Source organism: Nonomuraea sp. NPDC003727, assembly GCF_053586935.1.
Genome location: NZ_JBSFNE010000006.1, coordinates 320,302 through 339,430, shown reverse-complemented (window position 1 = coordinate 339,430; position 19,129 = coordinate 320,302). Strand labels below are relative to the sequence as shown.

Annotated in this window: 16 protein-coding genes; 5 read left to right on the top strand and 11 right to left on the bottom strand. The window is 69.4% G+C overall.

Going from position 1 to position 19,129, the window contains the following annotated elements:
• Positions 1–128: 128 nt before the first annotated feature.
• The 11 genes from ACWDLG_RS17965 to ACWDLG_RS17915 form a co-directional block, all read right to left on the bottom strand.
• On the bottom strand, positions 129–1,931 hold the full coding sequence (locus ACWDLG_RS17965; RefSeq protein WP_449921137.1) for an ABC transporter ATP-binding protein/permease: 1,803 nt from the start codon (positions 1,929–1,931) through the stop codon (positions 129–131).
• Positions 1,932–2,065: 134 nt separating this feature from the next.
• The gene (locus tag ACWDLG_RS17960; protein ID WP_354910181.1) at positions 2,066–2,539 is read right to left on the bottom strand and encodes a TIGR00725 family protein; all 474 of its coding nucleotides are present in this window, start codon (positions 2,537–2,539) and stop codon (positions 2,066–2,068) included.
• Between the two features lie 136 nt (positions 2,540–2,675).
• Positions 2,676–3,170 (bottom strand): transcriptional regulator BldD, encoded by a 495-nt coding sequence (gene bldD / locus ACWDLG_RS17955; protein WP_026214021.1) that lies wholly within the window; start codon positions 3,168–3,170, stop codon positions 2,676–2,678.
• A gap of 263 nt (positions 3,171–3,433) precedes the next feature.
• Complete coding sequence (locus tag ACWDLG_RS17950; protein ID WP_449921134.1) at positions 3,434–4,318, bottom strand: universal stress protein; 885 nt, start codon at positions 4,316–4,318, stop codon at positions 3,434–3,436.
• Entirely contained in the window at positions 4,315–5,739 is a 1,425-nt protein-coding gene (locus ACWDLG_RS17945; RefSeq protein ID WP_449921132.1) for an amino acid permease, read from the bottom strand. Before ACWDLG_RS17945 ends, ACWDLG_RS17950 begins: the two co-directional genes overlap by 4 nt.
• 10 nt (positions 5,740–5,749) lie before the next feature.
• Positions 5,750–6,685 carry a carbamate kinase gene (arcC, locus tag ACWDLG_RS17940; RefSeq protein WP_354910190.1) on the bottom strand — a complete coding sequence of 312 codons (936 nt, stop codon included), beginning with the start codon at positions 6,683–6,685 and terminating at the stop codon, positions 5,750–5,752.
• A gap of 1 nt (position 6,686) precedes the next feature.
• Positions 6,687–7,691, bottom strand: coding sequence for an ornithine carbamoyltransferase (gene argF / locus ACWDLG_RS17935; RefSeq protein ID WP_449921128.1), 1,005 nt, complete (start codon positions 7,689–7,691; stop codon positions 6,687–6,689).
• Positions 7,692–7,693: 2 nt separating this feature from the next.
• A complete protein-coding gene (locus ACWDLG_RS17930; protein ID WP_449921126.1) occupies positions 7,694–8,923 on the bottom strand; it encodes an arginine deiminase in 1,230 nt (409 codons plus the stop codon).
• A 16-nt stretch (positions 8,924–8,939) separates the two neighbouring features.
• Positions 8,940–10,337, bottom strand: coding sequence for an amino acid permease (locus tag ACWDLG_RS17925; protein ID WP_449921123.1), 1,398 nt, complete (start codon positions 10,335–10,337; stop codon positions 8,940–8,942).
• A gap of 131 nt (positions 10,338–10,468) precedes the next feature.
• The gene (locus ACWDLG_RS17920) at positions 10,469–10,690 is read right to left on the bottom strand and encodes a DUF3040 domain-containing protein (protein ID WP_354910199.1); all 222 of its coding nucleotides are present in this window, start codon (positions 10,688–10,690) and stop codon (positions 10,469–10,471) included.
• A gap of 66 nt (positions 10,691–10,756) precedes the next feature.
• Entirely contained in the window at positions 10,757–11,668 is a 912-nt protein-coding gene (locus ACWDLG_RS17915; protein WP_449921121.1) for a F0F1 ATP synthase subunit gamma, read from the bottom strand.
• A 159-nt stretch (positions 11,669–11,827) separates the two neighbouring features.
• Here ACWDLG_RS17915 and pyrR point away from each other — a divergent pair, with 159 nt between their 5' ends.
• From pyrR to carB, 5 genes are all read left to right on the top strand, one after another.
• A complete protein-coding gene (pyrR, locus tag ACWDLG_RS17910) occupies positions 11,828–12,361 on the top strand; it encodes a bifunctional pyr operon transcriptional regulator/uracil phosphoribosyltransferase PyrR (protein WP_354910526.1) in 534 nt (177 codons plus the stop codon).
• The gene (locus tag ACWDLG_RS17905; protein ID WP_449921118.1) at positions 12,358–13,272 is read left to right on the top strand and encodes an aspartate carbamoyltransferase catalytic subunit; all 915 of its coding nucleotides are present in this window, start codon (positions 12,358–12,360) and stop codon (positions 13,270–13,272) included. Before pyrR ends, ACWDLG_RS17905 begins: the two co-directional genes overlap by 4 nt.
• On the top strand, positions 13,272–14,573 hold the full coding sequence (locus tag ACWDLG_RS17900; protein WP_449921116.1) for a dihydroorotase: 1,302 nt from the start codon (positions 13,272–13,274) through the stop codon (positions 14,571–14,573). Before ACWDLG_RS17905 ends, ACWDLG_RS17900 begins: the two co-directional genes overlap by 1 nt.
• Before the next feature lie 23 nt (positions 14,574–14,596).
• The gene (gene carA / locus ACWDLG_RS17895) at positions 14,597–15,703 is read left to right on the top strand and encodes a glutamine-hydrolyzing carbamoyl-phosphate synthase small subunit (RefSeq protein ID WP_449921114.1); all 1,107 of its coding nucleotides are present in this window, start codon (positions 14,597–14,599) and stop codon (positions 15,701–15,703) included.
• A 134-nt stretch (positions 15,704–15,837) separates the two neighbouring features.
• Entirely contained in the window at positions 15,838–19,125 is a 3,288-nt protein-coding gene (gene carB, locus ACWDLG_RS17890) for a carbamoyl-phosphate synthase large subunit (protein WP_354910209.1), read from the top strand.
• Positions 19,126–19,129 lie beyond the last annotated feature (4 nt).

The window sequence follows — 19,129 nt, the reverse complement described above, 5'->3', positions numbered from 1 at the left end:
ACAGCTCGGCCCCCCGTGCTGCGGCCTCACGGCCGGCCCTGCGCTCCGGTGCCACGGACTCGCTCCGCGATGGCGCTGGGCGGAGGACCGGGAGTTGGGCGGGCCGCGCCTGACCGGCGCCGCAACGGCTATCCGCCTGCCGCGGCCATCCCCCAGCGTCCGGCGCCGAGCAGCTGCAGGTGGTGGGTGTGGAAGGGGTGCAGCGTGCGGCGATGGCCCACGCTGACGAACATGCACCGCGGTAGGCGCTCGCGGATCAGCTGGTACAGCGTGTGCTCGAGCCCTTCGTCGACAGCGGACGTCGCCTCGTCGAGGAAGGCCAGGCTGGGCCGGGTCAGCAGGATCCTGGCGAACCCGAGCCGTTGCTGCTCGCCCGGCGAGAGCGTGCGCGCCCAGTGCGCCTCGTCGTCGAGGCGGTCCTCCAGGTGGCCGAGGTGGACCGAACGCAACGCCTCGCGGGCCTGCTCCTCGCCGATGCGGTGCGCGGGCTCGGGGTAGGCCAGCGCGGTGCGTAGGTCGCCCAGAGGCAGGTACGGCTGCTGCGACAGGAACAGCGTGTGAGGACCCGCGGGGCGGCGGACGACGCCGTGCGCGTGCGGCCACAGGCTGGCCAGGCTGCGCAGCAACGTGGTCTTGCCGCTTCCCGAGGGTCCTCTGACCAGGAGGGCCTGCCCCGGGCTCATGCTCAGGGTCAGGTTCTCGATCAGCGGCTGGCTGTTGGGGCGCCACACCTGGAGGTCCTCGATCTCCAGTGCGTCGGGCCGGTTGGTGAAGGCCGGTCCGGACAGGGCGCGCGACTCCTTGTTGGCGTCCGTCAGCGCCGTGAGCCGGTCCAGTGTCGCCCGGTAGGCGGCGAAGCTCTCGTAGGAGTACCTGAAGAAGGACAGCGCTTCGTGCACCTGGCTGAAGGCGTCGGCCGTCTGGGTGACGTCGCCGAGCGAGATCGCCCCGTGGAAGAAGCGCGGCGCCTGGATGATGAACGGGAACACGATCGAGGCCTGGGACACCGCGCCGTTGAACGCCTGGAGCCGCAACGACCGTTTGGCGCACTGCCAGGCGTTCCCGATGACCGAGCGGAACCTGGTGGCCAGGGTGGTCCGTTCCACCTCCTCACCGCCGTAGAACGCGATGTTCTCGGAGTTGTCCAGCAGGCGCATCAGCGCGTATCGATAGGAAGCGGACAACTTCTCTTTCAGGAAGGTGAGCTGGATCAGCGGGCGGCCGATTTTGAAGGCCATGAACGAGGCCCCGATCACGTAGGCGTAGGCGAGGAGGACCATCGCCCTGGGCACCTCGTACCCGAAGATCGTCATCGGTCCTGACAGCGTCCAGAGGACGGCGGTGAACGACACCAGCCGCAGGGCGGCGCGGACGGCGTCGAGCGACAGGTCGTAGGACTGCTCGACGAACTGCGTGATGTCCTGCTCGATGCGCTGGTCGGGGTTGTCGACCGGGGTCGCGACGAACCTGCCCCGATGGTAGGCGCGGCCGTCCAGCCAGTCGGCGACCGCGCGGTCGTTGAGCCAGTCTCGCCAGTGGATGATCAGGCGCTGCGTGATGAGGTAGGCGAGCTGGCTGCTGACGACGTAGATCGCCGCCAGGACCGCGAACACGATGACATGGAGCCAGAACGTGTCCGGGTCCATCGCCTGCAACGACGTGAACAGGCCGTTGGTCGCGTAGGAGGCGAGCACTTCCAGGCGCACCCCGACGACCGTCAGCCAGAGCACCAGCAGCATGGCCAGGAGCGGCCGGCGGCTGGCCCACGTGCGGCCGGGCCGGAAGTACGGGAAGGCCAGCAGCCGGAACTGCCGCCCCCAGCGCGTGTAGCGGGTCAGCAGCGGGACCGCCAGGGCGCCGCCGAGGACGATGCCGCCGAAGGTCACCGCGGTTGATGTGAACGACGTGAGCCATTCGTGCTGCCAGTCCATGGATCTGTCCAAAAAGTCCTATATGTGCCTCTATTGGCAGATTTATAGGCAGGACAGCTTGCCGCTCGCTTTCATGCGGGTAACCACGCGTCGGCGGGCGAACGGGTTTCGGGAAAGGCGCCGAACCATCGCTCTCACGACCACAGGCCGGTGAGCTCCAGTGCGTGTTCGGGGCTGGTGGCGTACCGGACGCCGGGGAGAGGATGACCTTGCTCGTCGAGCACCTGCCAGCCACCGAGCCGCACGACGGGCACCCGCCCCTTGCGCATCGCCAGGGCGAGCTCCGACAGCGTGCCCCACGAGCCGCCGACCACGATGACCGCGTCCCCGCAGTTGACGATGACGCCGTTGCGCGCCTCGCCCATGCCGGTGGGCACCACGATCGTCAGGTGCGGGTTGGCGCCCTCCCGGTCGGCGCGCGACAGGATGCCCACGACCGTTCCGCCGGCGGCCCGCGCTCCGGCGGCGACCTCCTCCATCACCCCCGCGTAGCCGCCGCACACCACCACGGCCCCTCGCTCGGCGAGCAGCCGGCCCAGCTCGCGGGCGTTGTCCCGGTCCGCGGCCGAGCACTCTCGCGGCCCGCACACCGCGACCTGAACGGCCATGTGTCCCTCCTTCACCGGCACCACGGGCGGTGGGGGGAGTCTGGTGCGGGGGTCTGGGGCCGGGGCGCGCCGCCGGAGACCGACGAAAGGGGCGCCCCGATCACCGGGAAGCGCCCCGCCCGCGCCTACGGGAGCGTCAGAAGGACTCGACGGCCCTGCGGGCCTCCGCGTCCAGCACACCCCAGCTGATGAGCTCCTCCGTCAGCTCACTGGGCGACTTGTCATAGATCACGGCAAGCGAGCGCAGGTCTTCCTGGCGGATGGAGAGGACCTTGCCGTTGTAGTCGCCGCGCTGGCTCTGGATGGTGGCCGCGTAGCGGGCCAGCGCGCCGGCCTTCTCCTTGGGCAGCGTCGCCAGACGCTCCAGGTCGATCACAAGCTTCGGCGTCGGCCCGAGAGGGCTGGGCGCTGCACCCCCCGGCAGCAGCTCCGAGACCGGCACGCCGTAGAAGTCGGCAAGTTCGGCAAGCTTCTGCACCGTGACCGCCCGGTCGCCACGCTCGTAGGAACCCACGACGACGGCCTTCCAGCGTCCACGCGACTTCTCTTCGACTCCGTGCAGGGACAAACCCTGCTGGGTGCGGATGGCGCGGAGTCGTGCACCCAGCGACTTGGCGTACTCAGACGGCATTGTGTGGCCCCCGGCTGTTGTATGTGCTGCTCTCAGTTGATTGTCCTCCCTCGCGACGATTGCCTGGACCACCGGGGGGTGGGTGCCGGACAGGCACCTTCGGTAGCCGGGCTACTGGGGTTTACCCCGGTACGCCGCAAGGTGTGGTTACGGACAGTGACGGTAAAGCTGTGGACGCCTAAGGTCAAGCTGATTGGAAAAAAGATGCCGAATCCGGTCCGGGATGGTCCGCCTCAAACATCACTCTTGTCCCATGGCCAACACTACTTCGTCACTGTTTGCCGAGAGCCGCCGGGCTGTCTGGTCAGAACGAGCACAGGACGCGGCGCCACCCTTATGATCTTGACCGATGTGTCACCGAGGAAGACCCGCCGCAGCGGTCCTGACGAGCTGGAGGCGACGATGATCAGCTCGCCGTCCAGCCAGGACGTTCCGTCCATGGCCTGGGCGACGGTCCTGCCCGCCAGCGTCTCGATCGCCGCCTCGGGCTCCCAGCCCCGCGCCGCCTTCTCCAGGTCGGTCGTCGCCTGGGCGCGCAGCCCGTCGAGCATCCGCTGCTCGATCTTGGCGCGCCCCGCGCCGACCACCAGCGTCACCAGCCGCAGCGGCGCGTCCAGGGCGGCGGCCAGCTCCACGGCGGAGGCGAGGGCCGCGTCGCAGCCCGGGCTGCGCCGGTAGGCCACGGTCAGCCGCTCGATGCGCCGCGGCGCCTGCTCGGCGTAGCCGTTGGGGGCCAGCAGCACCGGCACCGGAGAGGCGTGCAGCAACTGGTCGGCCGTGCTGCCGAGGGAGATGCTCCCCTTGCGGCCCCGCGGGCCCGAGCCGATCACCACGAGGTCGGCGTCCGCGGCCCGAGCCACCTCCACGAGGCCCCGCCCGCTGCCCCTGTTGTAGTGGATGACGTACTCGGCCTCGTCGCCCGCCAGTTTCCTGGCCTGCTCGAAGCCCGCCTCGACCTGTTCGTTGAGGAAGGCCAGCCAGGCGCTCTCCTCGGCCTTGGCCGGGCCCGGCGTGGTCCACGGCGGCGGCTGGATGGTGGCGACCGTCAGCCGCGCGCCTGCCTGCCTGGCCAGCATGACGGCGAGCGTCAGGCCGTCGCGGCCCCGGGAGTCGGGCAGGAAACCGGACAGGACGTGCTCGGGCTTCATCGGATGCTCCCGGTGTTGAGCCGCGAATGTCTGAAGCCGTACGCGAAGTAGGCCAGCAGGCCCACGGCCGACCACAGCAGGAACGCCACCCAGGTGACCCCCGCCAGCTCGGACATGAGCAGCACGCAGAAGATCACGCCGAGCACCGGGGTGACGGGGAACAGCGGGGTGCGGAAGCTGCGCGGCAGGTCAGGCCTGGTACGGCGCAGCACCAGCACACCGACGTTGACGATGGCGAAGGCGAACAGCGTGCCGATGCTGGTGGCCTCGGCCAGCTGCCCGAGCGGCACGAACCCGGCGAGCACGGTGACGAACAGGCTCACGATGATCGTGTTGGCGACGGGCACCTGGCGGCGCGGGTTGACCTTCTCGAAGATCTTGGGGATCAGCCCGTCACGGGACATCGCGAACAGGATGCGGGTCTGGCCGTACAGGACGGTGATGACCACGCTGGCGATCGAGATGACCGCGCCGAAGGAGACGATGGCCCCCGCCCAGGTGGAGCCGGTGGCCATGTTGGCGATGACGGCGAGGACGGCCTCGGTGCTCTCGGGATCGAAGTCGGTCCAGGCCATGGCCCCGATGGCGGCGATGGCGACCAGGACGTAGATCACCGTCACGATGCTCAGCGACAGGAGGATCGCCAGGGGCAGGTCGCGCTTGGGGTTCTTGGCCTCCTCGCCGGCGGTGGAGGCGGCGTCGAAGCCGATGTAGGAGAAGAACACCTGGGAGGCCGCGGCCGTGATGCCGGCGACGCCCAGCGGCGCGAAGGGCGTGAAGTGGGCCGAGTTGAAGGCGGTGAAGGCGACCACGCAGAAGAAGATCAGCACGGCCACCTTGATGTAGACGAAGATCGTGTTCGCGGTGGCGGACTCGGAGGTGCCGCGCAGCAGCAGCCAGGTGGCCAGCAGGACGATCAGGATGGCCGTGAGGTTGATCACGCCGCCCTGGTTGCCGGGGGAGTGGGTGATCGAGTCGGGCAGCGAGAAGCCGAAGGTGCTCTCGAAGAAGGTGTTGAGGTACTCGCCCCAGCCCACCGCCACGGCCGCGACCGAGACCGCGTACTCGAGCATGAGGCACCAGCCGCACACCCACGCCACGAGCTCGCCGAGCGTGGCGTAGGCGTAGGAGTAGGACGACCCGGACACCGGGATGGTCCCGGCCAGCTCGGCATAGGACAGCGCGGAGAACAGCGCGGTGATGGCGGCCAGCACGAAGGACAGCACCACCGCGGGCCCCGCCTTCGGCACCGCCTGCCCGAGGATGACGAAGATCCCCGTCCCCAGCGTGGCGCCGACGCTGAACAGCGTCAGCTGCCACAAAGACATGGTGCGGCGCAGGTCGCCGCCCTCCCCATGACCGCCCTCCGCCACGATCTGGTCGGTGGGCTTGGTGCGGAACAGCCGCTCGGCCAGCGCCACGGGCACCTCCCTACAACGTGCTGGACAGCGGCCAGGTGGCGTTGGGCGTGATGATGGTGCCCGCCTTGCCGTCCAGGATCTCCAAGGCCTGATCCAGCCGCCCGATGGCCGCCATGTCGCCGGTCGTCTCCACGAACCTGCAGACCGCCTCCACCTTGGGGCCCATGGACCCCGCGGGGAAGTCGATCGCGCGCAGCTCGTGCGGCGTCGTGTGGCCGATCTCGGTCTGCTGGGGGGTACCGAAGTCGCGCATGACGCGCTCCACGTCGGTGAGGATGAGGAAGGCGTCGCACTCCAGGGCCTCGGCGAGCAGCGAGCCCGTCAGGTCCTTGTCGATGACGGCCTCGACGCCCGTCAGCCGGCCGTTCTCGTCGCGGATGACGGGCACGCCGCCGCCCCCGGCGCCCACGACGATGACGCCGTCCCGCATCAGTCCGCGGATCAGCCGCGTCTCGACCACACGCTGCGGTTTGGGCGAGGGCACCACGCGGCGCCAGTACTGGCCGTCGGGCTTGACCACCCAGCCGTTCTCCTCGGCCAGTTTCTCGGCCTCCGCCTGGTCGTAGACCGGCCCGACGAACTTGGTCGGGTTCTGGAAGGCCGGGTCGACGGCCGAGACCAGGGTCTGGGTGATGATCGAGATCACCTGGCGGCCCGGCAGGCCGTTCTGGAGCGCCTGGAGCATCCAGTAGCCGATCATGCCCTGCGTCTCGGCGACCAGCGTGTCGAACGGGTAGGGCTTGGTCAGCTTGGGGTCGGCGGCGCTCTCCAGGGCCAGCATGCCCACCTGTGGACCGTTCCCGTGCGTGATGATCAGCTCATGCCGCTCGGCGACCTTGGCCAGCGGCCTGATCGCCGCGGCCAGGTTCGCCCGCTGGACGTGGTCGTCCTGCCGCTCGCCGCGCCGCAGGACCGCGTTTCCCCCCAGCGCCACCAGGACCTTCATGTCAGCTCCCCAGGGTGGCGACCATGATGGCCTTGATCGTGTGCAGGCGGTTCTCGGCCTGGTCGAAGACGATCGAGCGGGGCGACTCGAAGACGCTCTCGGTGATCTCCAGGGCGTCGAGTCCCGTCTTCTCGTAGATGTCCTCGCCGACCCTGGTCTCCCTGTTGTGGAAGGCGGGCAGGCAGTGCATGACCTTCACGCCGTCGTTCCCCGTCGCCTCCACCACCTCGTCGTTGATCTGGTACGGCTTGAGCAGCCTGACCCGCTCGTCCCACACCCTCTTGGGCTCGCCCATCGAGACCCAGACGTCGGTGTAGAGGAAGTCGACGCCCTCGACGCCCGTGGCCACGTCCTCGGTGATGGTCAGGGTGGCGCCGGTCTGCCTGGCCAGGTCCGTGGCCGGCTTGACGACCATCGTCGGGTCGGGCTGCAGCGACCTGGGCGCCACCAGGCGCACGTCCATGCCGAACATCGCCCCCGTGACCAGCAGCGAGTTGCCCATGTTGTTGCGGGCGTCGCCGAGGTAGGCGAAGGAGACCTGGCGCAGCGGCTTGTCGGTGTGCTCCCGCATGGTGAGCATGTCGGCCAGCATCTGCGTGGGGTGCCACTCGTCGGTCAGGCCGTTCCAGACCGGGACGCCCGAGTAGGCGGCCAGCTCCTCGACGTGCTCCTGCTTGGAACCCCGGTACTCGATGCCGTCGAACATCCGGCCCAGCACGCGCGCGGTGTCCTTGACCGACTCCTTGTGCCCCATCTGCGAACCCGAGGGGTCGAGGTAGGTCACGTGCGCGCCCTGGTCGTGGGCGGCCACCTCGAACGCGCAGCGGGTCCTGGTCGAGGTCTTCTCGAAGATCAGCGCGATGTTCTTGCCGGTGAGCCGCCGCTGCTCGGTGCCGGCGTACTTGGCCTGCTTGAGCTCGGCGGACAGGGTGAGCAGGAAGCCGAACTCCGCGGGCGTGAAGTCGAGCTCCTTCAGAAAGCTGCGGTTGCGAAGGTTGAAGCCCATGGTCAGATGCCGTCCCTCTCCAGCGGGCAGCTCATGCAGCGCGGCCCGCCCCGGCCGCGGCCCAGCTCGCTGCCGCGGATGGTGATGACCTCGATGCCGTTGTCGCGCAGGTAGTTGTTGGTGGTGGTGTTGCGCTCGTAGGCGACCACCACCCCCGGCGCGATGGCCAGCACGTTGCACCCGTCGTCCCACTGCTCGCGCTCGGCGGCGTTGACGTCCTGGGTCGCGGTGAGGATCTTGATGTCGTCGAGGTCGAGCGCCTGGGCGATCGCCTTGTGCATGTCCTCGGCCGGGTGGTCGGTGACCTTCAGCTCCTTCTCGGTGTCGCCCGGCTCGATCGTGTAGGACGGCAGCATGCCGAGGCCGGCGTACTTGGTGAAGACGCCCACGTCCACGTTGGTCATGACCGTGTCGAGGTGCATGAACGCGCGGGCCTTCGGCATGTCCAGCGCGACGATCTTCTTGGCTCCGCCTGTGGCGAACAGGTGGCGGGCGAGCATCTCGACCGCCTGCGGCTGGGTGCGCTCGCTCATCCCGATCAGCACGGCGCCCCGCCCGATGATCAGGACGTCGCCGCCCTCGATGGTGGCGGGCGCGACCTTGGTGCCCGGCATCCACACCTGGAAGCGGCCCGCCTCCGAGGTGAACATCGGGTGGTAGGTGTAGATGGCCTCGAAGTTGACCGTCTCGGCCTGCCTGGCCTTCTTCCTCATCGCGTTGATGGACACCCCGTTGTAGATCCAGCACGAGGTGTCACGCGTGAACAGGTGGTTGGGCAGCGGCGGAAGGACGAAGTCGTTCCCGCCGAGCACGTGGAAGGCGACGCTCTTCGGGTCGGCCCCGCGCTCCATGATCTCCGACTTGGTGATGCCGCCGGTCAGGGCCTGCTGCAGGTCCTTCGACGGCAGCGAGTCGAGGGTGTTGCGGATGGCGTCGGTGGCCAGCGGCCCGTGCCAGCGCTCGTCGACGACGTGGTCGAGGATGTGCTTGCGCGCCTCGGGGATGTCGAGGGTCTCGCGCAGCAGGTCGGCCAGCATGTGGACGGTGATGCCCTGGTCGCGCAGCGTCTGTTGGAACTCCTCGTGCTCCTCCACCGCGCGCTGCACCCACAGCACGTCGTCGAAGAGGAACTCGTCCTTGTTCGTGGGGGTGAGCCGCTTCAGCGCCAGTTCGGGCTTGTGCAGCAGAACCTGGTGGAGCCTGCCTACCTCGGAATCGACATGAAAGGTCATAACAGGTATTCCTTTCCTAGACCAGCGGGCCGTACTCGCCGCGCTTGGCCTTCACCCAGATGTAGACCGGCACACCCACCAGGAGCATCAGCGTTCCGCCGAGCACCGCCTCGGGGCCTGATCCGTAGGCCATCCAGAACGCGAACAGCAGCGCGACGACGCTGATGACGAGGTCGCGGCCCAGCCGTCCCCTGTTGACCTGGCGTTCACCCGTCACCAGCCAGAACAGCTGGGCGCAGGCGGAGAAGAAGTAGGGGATGACGGTGGTGAAGGAGGCCAGCAGCACGATGGTGTTGAAGGCGTTCTCCGACGAGTAGGCGACCAGCAGCATGCCCGACGTCAGGACGGTGCCGATCAGGATGCCGGGGATGGGCGCCCCGCGCGGTGACTCCCTGGCGAACAGCGGCGGGAACATGCCGTCCTGGGCCGCGGCCTTGGGCATCTCGGCCACCAGCATGGTCCAGCCGTTGAGGGCGCCGATGCCGGAGAAGATGGCGCAGGCGGCCATCGCGATGCCGCCCCCGGTGCCGCCGAACATGTTGTTGATCGCGTCGGCGAACGGCGCCGACGACTTCACGAGCTCGGCGTACGGCACAGTGCCCATGACCGCGACGGTGCTCAGCATGTAGAGCACGGCGCAGGCCAGCACGCCGATGACGCTGGCGCGCCCGATGTTGCGCATCGGGTCCCTGATCTTCTCCGCGGCGATGGAGACGCTCTCCACGCCCGAGTAGATGAACAACGCCACCGCGCCGGCGAGGGAGATCGCGGCGACGACGTTGCCCTCCGTGGCGTTGAACGGCCCGAAGTTGCCGCCCTGGATGAAGAACAGGCCGACCAGCGAGACGAACAGCAGCGGCGCGAACTTCAGCACCGTGGTGACGAGCTGGAAGGCGGCCATGTTCTTGGGGCCCATCAGGTTGACCACCGCGGGGATCCACAGCCCCACCAGCGCGATGACGATCGCCGCGGTCGTGCCCGTCCAGTTGAGGCCGAAGACCTGCTGCGCGAAGTACTGCACGTACCCGACCCACGCGACGGCGATGGCGGCGTTGCCGATCCACGCGGTCAGCCAGAACGACCACGCGTTCCAGAAGCCGACGAACTCGCCGAAGGCGTTGCGCGCGTAGGCGTAGGGGCCGCCGCCGGCCGGGATGCGCGCGCCCAGCCTGCCGAAGACGATCGCCATCGCGATGGCCCCGAGGGTGACCAGGCCCATCGCCACGATGCTGACGGTGCCGAAGGCGGCCAGCGAGGCGGGGAGCAGGAAGATGCCGGTGCCGACGATGTTGCCGATCACCAGGGCGATGGCCGCGCCGAGGCCGAGACTGCGTTGTGGGCCTTCGGTGACGCCCGTCAGCTCGGTCTCGACGGTGCCGACGCCTCCGCCTTCAGGCGGCCGTGGCTCTCCCATTGCGCCCCCCAACGCGGATACCCCGGACGTCATGTGACATTCGGGGCGTCCCCGTCGGTGAGTACGCTAAAACGCCCAGCTCAACCATCTTCTCTTGTTCATGAGAGAGCGGGCGGGCGCGCCGGAGGGGCTCAGCTGCGGGGGTTGCCGGACACGAGCAGCACGACGGCGAAGACCGCCATGCAGACCGCGATCAGAGCCACGGGCCACGCCTCCCAGCGCCCGTTGATCCGCTCGGCGGTCACCGGCCCGCGGCCGTGTTCGGCGAAGCCGCGGACCAGCGCGGGCTCCTCAGTGGCGAGCTGGCGGGCGATGGCGTCGAGAATCTTGCGCTCGCGTGCGGACAGGGACATTCCGCGACCTCCCCGAGAAAGACTTGGAGGAGGTTTTATCTCTTTTGTCCGGATTTTCCAAATTGTTCAATGGTGCTTGAGCGCCTCGACCCCGCCGACGATCTCGTTGAGCTCCGTGGTGATCTCGGCCTGCCTGGCCTCGTTGGCCTCCCTGGTCAGCCGCTCGACCAGCTCCAGGGCGTTCTCGGTCGCCGCCGTCATCGCCGTGCGCCTGGCCGCCCACTCCGCGGCCGCCGAGTCGAGCATCATGTACCAGATCCTGGAGCGGACGTACTTCTGCAGCATCTCGTCGAGCACCGCCTCAGGCGTGGGATCGAACTCGTAGGGCGCCTTGGGCAGCACGTCCGCGGCCCGGTCCTCGTCCTGCTCCTCCACCTCCTCCAGGACCATCGGCAGGATCCGGTGCACGGTCGTCTGCTGGGTCAGCATCGACGCGAAATGCGTGTACACCACGTGCACCTCGCCGACCCCGCCGTCCCGCGTGGGCATGTCGAAGGCCTCGATCAGCGTCCGCCCGATCTCCGCGGCCGTCGCGTAGTCGGGGTGTCCCGACACCCCGATCCACTTCCCGCGCACCTCCCTGTTGCGGAAGCCGAACCAGTCGACGCCCTTGCGCCCCGTGACGAAGGGGATGATCTCCTTGCCCTGGCCCTCCAGCAGGGTGGCCAGCGCCCGCGCGTGACGGAGCACGTTCTGGTTGTAGGCGCCCGCGAAACCCCTGTCGCTCGTCATCAGCAGCACCGCCACCCGCGAGGTGTCGGGCCGCGTGTTCAGCAGCGCGTGGTTCATCCGCATGCGATGGCTGACCAGCGCCGACACCGCCCGCGAGATCTCCCTGCTGTACGGCTCGGCGTCCATGGCGCGGTCACGCGCCTTGCCCACGCGTGAGGAGGCGATCAGCTCCTGCGCGCGGGTGATCTTCGCCGTCGATCTGACCGACCTGATCCGCTGACGGATCCGGCGTAGTTGCGCACCCAACGTAACCCCCCGACGCCACCCGACTACGGCACGTGAGACACCAGCGTAACCGTCGTATCACCCCCTGCCCGTCGTGGCTGGTAGCTGCTGGTAATGTGGCTGCGACCCAACACCCTTTTAACCCCGTCCCGTGAGGCGGGAAAGGCGGTGAGCTTCACCATGTCCGAACCCAGGGCCGTTCTCGAAGGCCCGGACATCCACCGGGCGCTGACCCGCATCGCGCACGAGATCCTCGAGCGCACCAAGGGCGCCGACGGCGTCGTCCTCCTCGGCATCCCCACCCGTGGCGCCACTCTGGCCGGCCGGCTCGCCGAGCGCATCGAGCAGTTCGAGGGCGTGAAGGTCCCCGTCGGCTCGATCGACATCACGATGTACCGCGACGACCTCAGGCTCCGGCCCGCGCGCCCGCTCGGCCGTACCGACCTGCCCGCCGACGGCATCGACGGCAGGCTCGTCGTGCTGGTCGACGACGTGCTCTACTCCGGCCGCTCGGTCCGCGCCGCGCTCGACGCGCTCAACGACCTCGGCAGGCCCACGGCCGTCCAGCTGGCCATCCTGGTCGACAGGGGCCACCGCGAGCTGCCCATCAGGGCCGACTACGTGGGCAAGAACCTCCCGACCGCCAAGAGCGAGAAGGTCAAGGTCTACCTGGAGGAGACCGACGGGCGCGACGCAGTGGAGTTGATCAAGTGAACAGGCATCTCATCTCGGCGGCCGACCTGACCAAGGACGACGCGCTGCTGATCCTCGACACCGCCGAGGAACTGGCCCGCGTCTCGGAACGATCCATCAAGAAGCTCCCGACCCTGCGCGGGCGCACGGTGGTCAACCTCTTCTTCGAGGACTCCACCCGCACCCGCATCTCCTTCGAGGCCGCCGCCAAGCGGCTGTCGGCCGACGTCATCAACTTCTCCGCCAAGGGCTCCAGCGTCTCCAAGGGCGAGTCGCTCAAGGACACCGCGCTGACCCTGCAGGCGATGGGCGCCGACGCCGTCGTCATCCGCCACGGCGCCTCCGGCGCGCCGCACCGCCTGGCCAACTGGGTGCGCGGCAGCGTCGTCAACGCCGGCGACGGCACCCACGAGCACCCCACCCAGGCGCTGCTCGACGCCTTCTCGATGCGCCGCCGCCTCGGCTCGCTCGAAGGGCGCAAGGTCACCATCGTCGGCGACGTCCTGCACAGCAGGGTCGCCCGCTCCAACGTGCTGCTGCTGGCCACGCTGGGCGCCGACGTGACCCTGGTCGCGCCGCCGACGCTGCTGCCGGTCTCCGTCGGCACCTGGCCGTGCGAGGTCTCCTACGACCTCGACGCCGTGCTGCCCAAGTCCGACGTCGTCATGATGCTCCGCGTGCAGAAGGAGCGGATGAACGCCGCCTACTTCCCCAGCGAGCGCGAGTACTCCCGCCGCTACGGGCTCGACCGCGACAGGTTCGCGAAGATGCCCGACGAGGCGATCGTCATGCACCCCGGGCCGATGAACCGGGGCATGGAGATCGCGGCCGAGGTGGCCGACTCGCCGCGCTCGACGATCGTCGAGCAGGTCGCCAACGGCGTGACCATCCGCATGGCCGTCCTGTACCTGCTGCTCGGGGGAGAGATCTGATGCTGATCAAGAACGTTCGCATCCTCGGCGGCGAGCCGGTCGACATCGCCGTCGTCGACGGACTCATCGCGGAGATCCGCCCCGCGGGGTCTGCCCCCGCAGAGGGGGTCGACGGGGTCGTCGACGGGCGCGGCGCGATCGCGCTGCCCGGCCTGGTCGACCTCCACACCCACCTGCGCGAGCCGGGCCGCGAGGACGCCGAGACCGTCCAGACGGGCACCCAGTCGGCCGCGCGCGGCGGCTACACCGCCGTCCACGCCATGGCCAACACCATGCCCGTCGCCGACACGGCGGGCGTCGTCGAGCAGGTCTGGCGCCTCGGCCAGGAGTTCGGCCACTGCGACGTGCAGCCCGTCGGCGCCGTCACCGTCGGCCTGGAGGGCAGGCAGCTGGCCGAGCTCGGCGCGATGGCCGACTCCGCCGCCCGCGTGCGCGTCTTCTCCGACGACGGCAAGTGCGTCGACGACGCCGTGCTGATGCGCAGGGCGCTGGAGTACGTGAAGGCCTTCGACGGCGTCGTCGCCCAGCACGCCCAGGAGCCCAAGCTCACCAAGGACGCCCAGATGAACGAGGGCGTCATCTCCGGCAGGCTCGGTCTGGCGGGCTGGCCCGCGGTCGCCGAGGAGGCGATCATCGCCCGCGACTGCCTGCTGGCCGCCCACGTCGGCTCCCGCCTGCACGTCTGCCACGTCTCCACGGCCGGTTCTGTGGAGATCATCCGGTGGGCCAAGTCCAAGGGCTGGAACGTCACCGCCGAGGTGACCCCCCACCACCTGCTGCTCACCGACGACCTCGTCGAGGAGTCGCCCAACGGCGCCTACAACCCCATCTACAAGGTCAACCCGCCGCTGCGCACCGCGCACGACGTCCAGGCGCTGCGCGCCGCCCTGGCCGACGGCACGATCGACGTCGTGGCCACCGACCACGCGCCGCACCCCGTCGAGGACAAGGAGACCGAGTGGGCCGCGGCGGCCATGGGCATGGTCGGCCTGGAGACCGCGCTCAGCGTCGTCCAGGAGGCCATGGTCGACACCGGGCTGCTCGACTGGGCGGGCGTGGCCGAGCGCATGTCCGTCGCCCCGGCGCGCATCGGCCGCCTCTCGGGCCACGGGCGACCGCTCGAGGTCGGCGCACCGGCCAACATCGTGCTCTACGACCCGTCCTCGCGCACCGAGGTGGACCCCTCCTCCTTCGCCTCCAAGAGCCGCAACACCCCCTACGAGGGCATGACCCTTCCCGGACGGGTGCTGGCGACGTTCCTGCGCGGCAAGCCAACCGTTCTCGAAGGGAAGGTCACGTGACCGAGCGTCGCGAGGGACACCATATGCACAGCAGTAACGCCGTTCTCGTGCTGGAAGACGGCCGTGTCTTCCACGGGCGCACCTACGGCGCGCAGGGCGAGACGTTCGGGGAGATGGTCTTCAACACCGGCATGACCGGCTACCAGGAGACCCTCACCGACCCGTCCTACCACCGCCAGATCGTCGCGATGACCGCCCCGCACATCGGCAACACGGGCGTCAACGACGAGGACCCCGAGTCCTCGCGCGTCTGGGTCGCGGGCTACGTCGTGCGCGAGCCGTCCCGCGTGGTCTCCAACTGGCGGGCCACCCGCTCCCTCGACGACTACCTCAAGGAGCAGGGGGTCGTCGGCATCGCGATCTCCGGCACCCGGGCGCTGACCCGCCACCTGCGCGAGCGCGGCGCGATGCGCGCGGGCATCTTCAGCGCGCCGTCGCAGCCGGTGGAGGCCCTGGTCGAGCGCGTACGGCAGCAGCCCCTCATGGAGGGCGCCGACCTGGCCGCCGAGGTGGCCACGGCCGAGCCGTACGTGGTCGAGGCCATCGGCGGCAAGCGCTTCACCGTCGCGGCCGTCGACCTCGGCATCAAGGGCATGACGCCGCACCGCATGGCCGAGCGCGGCTGCGAGGTGCACGTCCTGCCCGCCACGGCGACCTTCGAGGACATCCAGGCGATCGGTCCCGACGGTGTCTTCTTCTCCAACGGCCCCGGCGACCCGGCCACGGCCGACGTCACCACCCTGCGCAGGGTGCTGGAGGCGGGCATCCCGTTCTTCGGCATCTGCTTCGGCAACCAGCTGTTCGGCAGGGCGCTGGGCCTTTCGACCTACAAGCTCCGCTACGGCCACCGCGGCGTCAACCAGCCGGTCCAGGACGTGCGCACGGGCAAGGTGGAGATCTCGGCGCACAACCACGGCTTCGCCGTCCAGGCGCCGCTCGACGGACCCTTCGACACGCCGTACGGGCCCGCCGAGGTCAGCCACGTCAACCTCAACGACCGCTGCGTGGAGGGCCTGCGCCTGCTCGACGGGCGCGCCTTCAGCGTGCAGTACCACCCGGAGGCCGCCGCCGGCCCCCACGACGCCGCCTACCTGTTCGACGAGTTCTGTTCCTTGATGGCGGCGTCGTGAAAGCACGACGCCGCGCAGCGCGCACTCAACCCATGTTCGACGAGTTCTGTTCGTTGATGGCGGCGTCGTGAAAGCACGACGCCGCGCAGCGCGCACTCAACCCATGTTCGACGAGTTCTGTGAGGTCATGAGCCGTGCCCAAGCGTGAGGACATCCGGTCCATCCTGGTCATCGGCTCGGGACCGATCGTCATCGGGCAGGCGTGCGAGTTCGACTATTCGGGTACCCAGGCCTGCCGCGTGCTGCGCGCCGAGGGCTTCAGGGTGATCCTGGTCAACAGCAACCCCGCCACGATCATGACGGACCCCGAGTTCGCCGACGCCACCTACGTCGAGCCGATCACTCCCGAGTTCGTCGAGAAGATCATCGCCAAGGAGCGGCCCGACGCGCTGCTGCCCACCCTGGGCGGGCAGACGGCGCTCAACACCGCGGTCGCCCTGCACGAGGCCGGCGTCCTCGAGCGCTACGAGGTCGAGCTGATCGGCGCCGACTTCGACGCCATCCAGGCGGGCGAGAACCGCGAGCGGTTCAAGGAGATCGTCGCCAAGGTCGCCCGCGAGCACGGCCTCAACGCCGAGTCCGCCAAGTCGGTCATCTGCCACAGCATGGACGAGTGCCTGGCCGCCGCCGGGGAGCTCGGCTACCCGCTGGTCGTGCGCCCCTCCTTCACCATGGGCGGCGTCGGCTCGGGCTTCGCCTACGGCGAGGCCGACCTGCGCCGCATCGCCGGCGCGGGCCTCGACGCCAGCCCGACCACCGAGGTGCTCCTCGAGGAGTCGATCCTCGGGTGGAAGGAGTACGAGCTCGAGGTCATGCGCGACAAGGCCGACAACGTCGTCATCGTGTGCTCCATCGAGAACATCGACCCGATGGGCGTCCACACCGGCGACAGCGTCACCGTGGCCCCGGCGCTGACCCTGACCGACCGCGAGTACCAGAACATGCGCGACGTCGCGATCGCGGTCATCCGCGAGGTGGGCGTCGACACCGGTGGCTGCAACATCCAGTTCGCGGTCAACCCGCGCACCGGCCGCATGATCGTCATCGAGATGAACCCGCGCGTGTCGCGGTCGTCGGCGCTGGCCTCCAAGGCGACGGGCTTCCCGATCGCCAAGATCGCCGCCAAGCTGGCGATCGGCTACACGCTCGACGAGATCCCCAACGACATCACCAAGGAGACCCCGGCCTCCTTCGAGCCGACCCTCGACTACATCGTGGTCAAGGTGCCGAGGTTCGCCTTCGAGAAGTTCCGCGGCGCCGACCAGACACTCACCACGCACATGAAGTCGGTGGGCGAGGCCATGGCGATCGGCCGCTCCTTCCCCGAGGCGCTGCAGAAGGCGCTGCGCTCGCTGGAGAAGAAGGGCTCGTCGTTCTCCTGGGCCGGCCACCTCGCCTCGAAGCAGGAGCTGCTCGACGACTGCCGCACGCCCCACGACGGCAGGCTGCGCACCATGCAGCAGGCCATCAGGGCCGGCGCGACGGCCGAGGAGCTGTTCGAGGCCACCAACGTCGACCCGTGGTTCATCGACCAGCTCATGCTGCTGGACGAGGAGGCCCGCGCCCTCGCCGAGGCCCCCGAGCTGTCCAGGCAGGTGCTGGAGCAGGCCAAGCACCACGGCTTCTCCGACGCCCAGATCGGCGAGATCCGCGGCATGGACGAGTCGCGCGTGCGCGACCTGCGCCACGCCCTCGGCCTGCGCCCGGTCTACAACACCGTCGACACCTGCGCCGCCGAGTTCGCCGCCAGGACGCCCTACCTCTACTCGACCTACGACGAGGAGAGCGAGGTCCCCTATGGCGAGCGGCCCAAGGTCCTCATCCTGGGCAGCGGGCCCAACCGCATCGGCCAGGGCATCGAGTTCGACTACGCGTGCGTGCACGCCTCCTTCGAGCTGTCCAGGGCCGGGTTCGAGACCGTCATGGTCAACTGCAACCCCGAGACCGTCTCGACCGACTACGACACCTCCGACCGGCTCTACTTCGAGCCGCTCACGCTGGAGGACGTCCTCGAGGTCGTCCACGCCGAGCAGCAGACCGGCCCGGTGGCCGGCGTGATCGTCCAGCTCGGCGGCCAGACGCCGCTGGGCCTGGCGCAGGCGCTGAAGGACGCGGGCGTGCCCGTCGTCGGCACCTCGCCGGAGTCGATCCACCTGGCCGAGGAGCGCGGCGCCTTCGGTCGCGTGCTGGCCGAGGCGGGGCTGCCCGCCCCCAAGCACGGCACCGCGCTGACCGTCGCCGAGGCGCTGGAGATCGCCGAGGAGATCGGCTACCCGGTGCTCGTGCGGCCGTCCTACGTGCTGGGCGGCGCCGGCATGGCCATCGTCTACGACGACGAGACGCTCAGCACCTACATGGCGGCCCAGGAGGGCGGCCACCCCGTGCTGATCGACAAGTTCCTCGACGAGGCCATCGAGATCGACGTCGACGCGCTGTTCGACGGCGAGGAGCTCTACCTCGGCGGCGTCATGGAGCACATCGAGGAGGCCGGGATCCACTCGGGCGACTCGGCGTGCGCGCTGCCGCCCATCACGCTCGGCGGCAACGACATCAAGCGCATCCGCGCCGCCACCGAGGGCATCGCCAGGGGCGTCGGCGTCCGCGGCCTGCTCAACGTGCAGTACGCCATGTCAGCGGGCGTCCTGTACGTCCTGGAGGCCAACCCGCGCGCCAGCCGTACCGTGCCGTTCGTCTCCAAGGCGACGGCGGTGCCGCTGGCGAAGGCGGCGGCCCGCGTCATGATGGGCGCGACCGTCGCCGAGCTGCGGGCCGAGGGCATGCTGCCCGAGCACGGCGACGGCGGCACGCTGCCGCTCGACGCCTCCATCGCGGTCAAGGAGGCCGTGCTCCCGTTCAACCGCTTCCGCGGCGTCGACACCGTGCTCGGCCCCGAGATGCGCTCGACGGGCGAGGTCATGGGCATCGACGAGTTCTTCGGCATCGCCTACGCCAAGTCGCAGGCCGGAGCCTACGGCGAGCTGCCCACCAAGGGCCGCGCGTTCGTCTCCGTCGCCAACAGGGACAAGCGCTCGATGATCTTCCCGGTGCGTGCCCTCGCCGACCTCGGCTTCGAGATTCTGGCCACGGAGGGCACCGCCGAGGTGCTGCGCCGTAACGGAGTCCATGCCAAGATCGTGCGAAAGCAGAGCGAGGGGACGGGACCCGACGGTGAGCCGACGATCGTGCAGCGCATCCTGGACGGTGAGGTGGACCTGATCGTCAACACGCCGTTCGGCAGCCCCGGGCAGTCGGGGCCGCGCCTCGACGGCTACGACATCCGCACCGCCGCCGTGCTGCGCGGCATCCCGTGCATCACGACGGTCCAGGGGCTCGCCGCGGCCGCCGCGGGCATCCAGGCCAACGTGCGGGGCGATGTGGGCGTACGGTCCCTTCAGGAACACGCACGAGCCCTGCGGGGGTGATCAG

What these genes read in the sequence shown, in the direction of transcription:
- ACWDLG_RS17965 (WP_449921137.1), bottom strand. Translation starts at nt 1,931, where the DNA reads ATGGACTGGCAGCACGAATGGCTCACGTCGTTCACATCAACCGCGGTG.
- ACWDLG_RS17960 (WP_354910181.1), bottom strand. Translation starts at nt 2,539, where the DNA reads ATGGCCGTTCAGGTCGCGGTGTGCGGGCCGCGAGAGTGCTCGGCCGCG.
- bldD (WP_026214021.1), bottom strand. Translation starts at nt 3,170, where the DNA reads ATGCCGTCTGAGTACGCCAAGTCGCTGGGTGCACGACTCCGCGCCATC.
- ACWDLG_RS17950 (WP_449921134.1), bottom strand. Translation starts at nt 4,318, where the DNA reads ATGAAGCCCGAGCACGTCCTGTCCGGTTTCCTGCCCGACTCCCGGGGC.
- arcC (WP_354910190.1), bottom strand. Translation starts at nt 6,685, where the DNA reads ATGAAGGTCCTGGTGGCGCTGGGGGGAAACGCGGTCCTGCGGCGCGGC.
- argF (WP_449921128.1), bottom strand. Translation starts at nt 7,691, where the DNA reads ATGGGCTTCAACCTTCGCAACCGCAGCTTTCTGAAGGAGCTCGACTTC.
- ACWDLG_RS17930 (WP_449921126.1), bottom strand. Translation starts at nt 8,923, where the DNA reads ATGACCTTTCATGTCGATTCCGAGGTAGGCAGGCTCCACCAGGTTCTG.
- ACWDLG_RS17925 (WP_449921123.1), bottom strand. Translation starts at nt 10,337, where the DNA reads ATGGGAGAGCCACGGCCGCCTGAAGGCGGAGGCGTCGGCACCGTCGAG.
- ACWDLG_RS17920 (WP_354910199.1), bottom strand. Translation starts at nt 10,690, where the DNA reads ATGTCCCTGTCCGCACGCGAGCGCAAGATTCTCGACGCCATCGCCCGC.
- pyrR (WP_354910526.1), top strand. Translation starts at nt 11,828, where the DNA reads ATGTCCGAACCCAGGGCCGTTCTCGAAGGCCCGGACATCCACCGGGCG.
- ACWDLG_RS17900 (WP_449921116.1), top strand. Translation starts at nt 13,272, where the DNA reads ATGCTGATCAAGAACGTTCGCATCCTCGGCGGCGAGCCGGTCGACATC.
- carA (WP_449921114.1), top strand. Translation starts at nt 14,597, where the DNA reads ATGCACAGCAGTAACGCCGTTCTCGTGCTGGAAGACGGCCGTGTCTTC.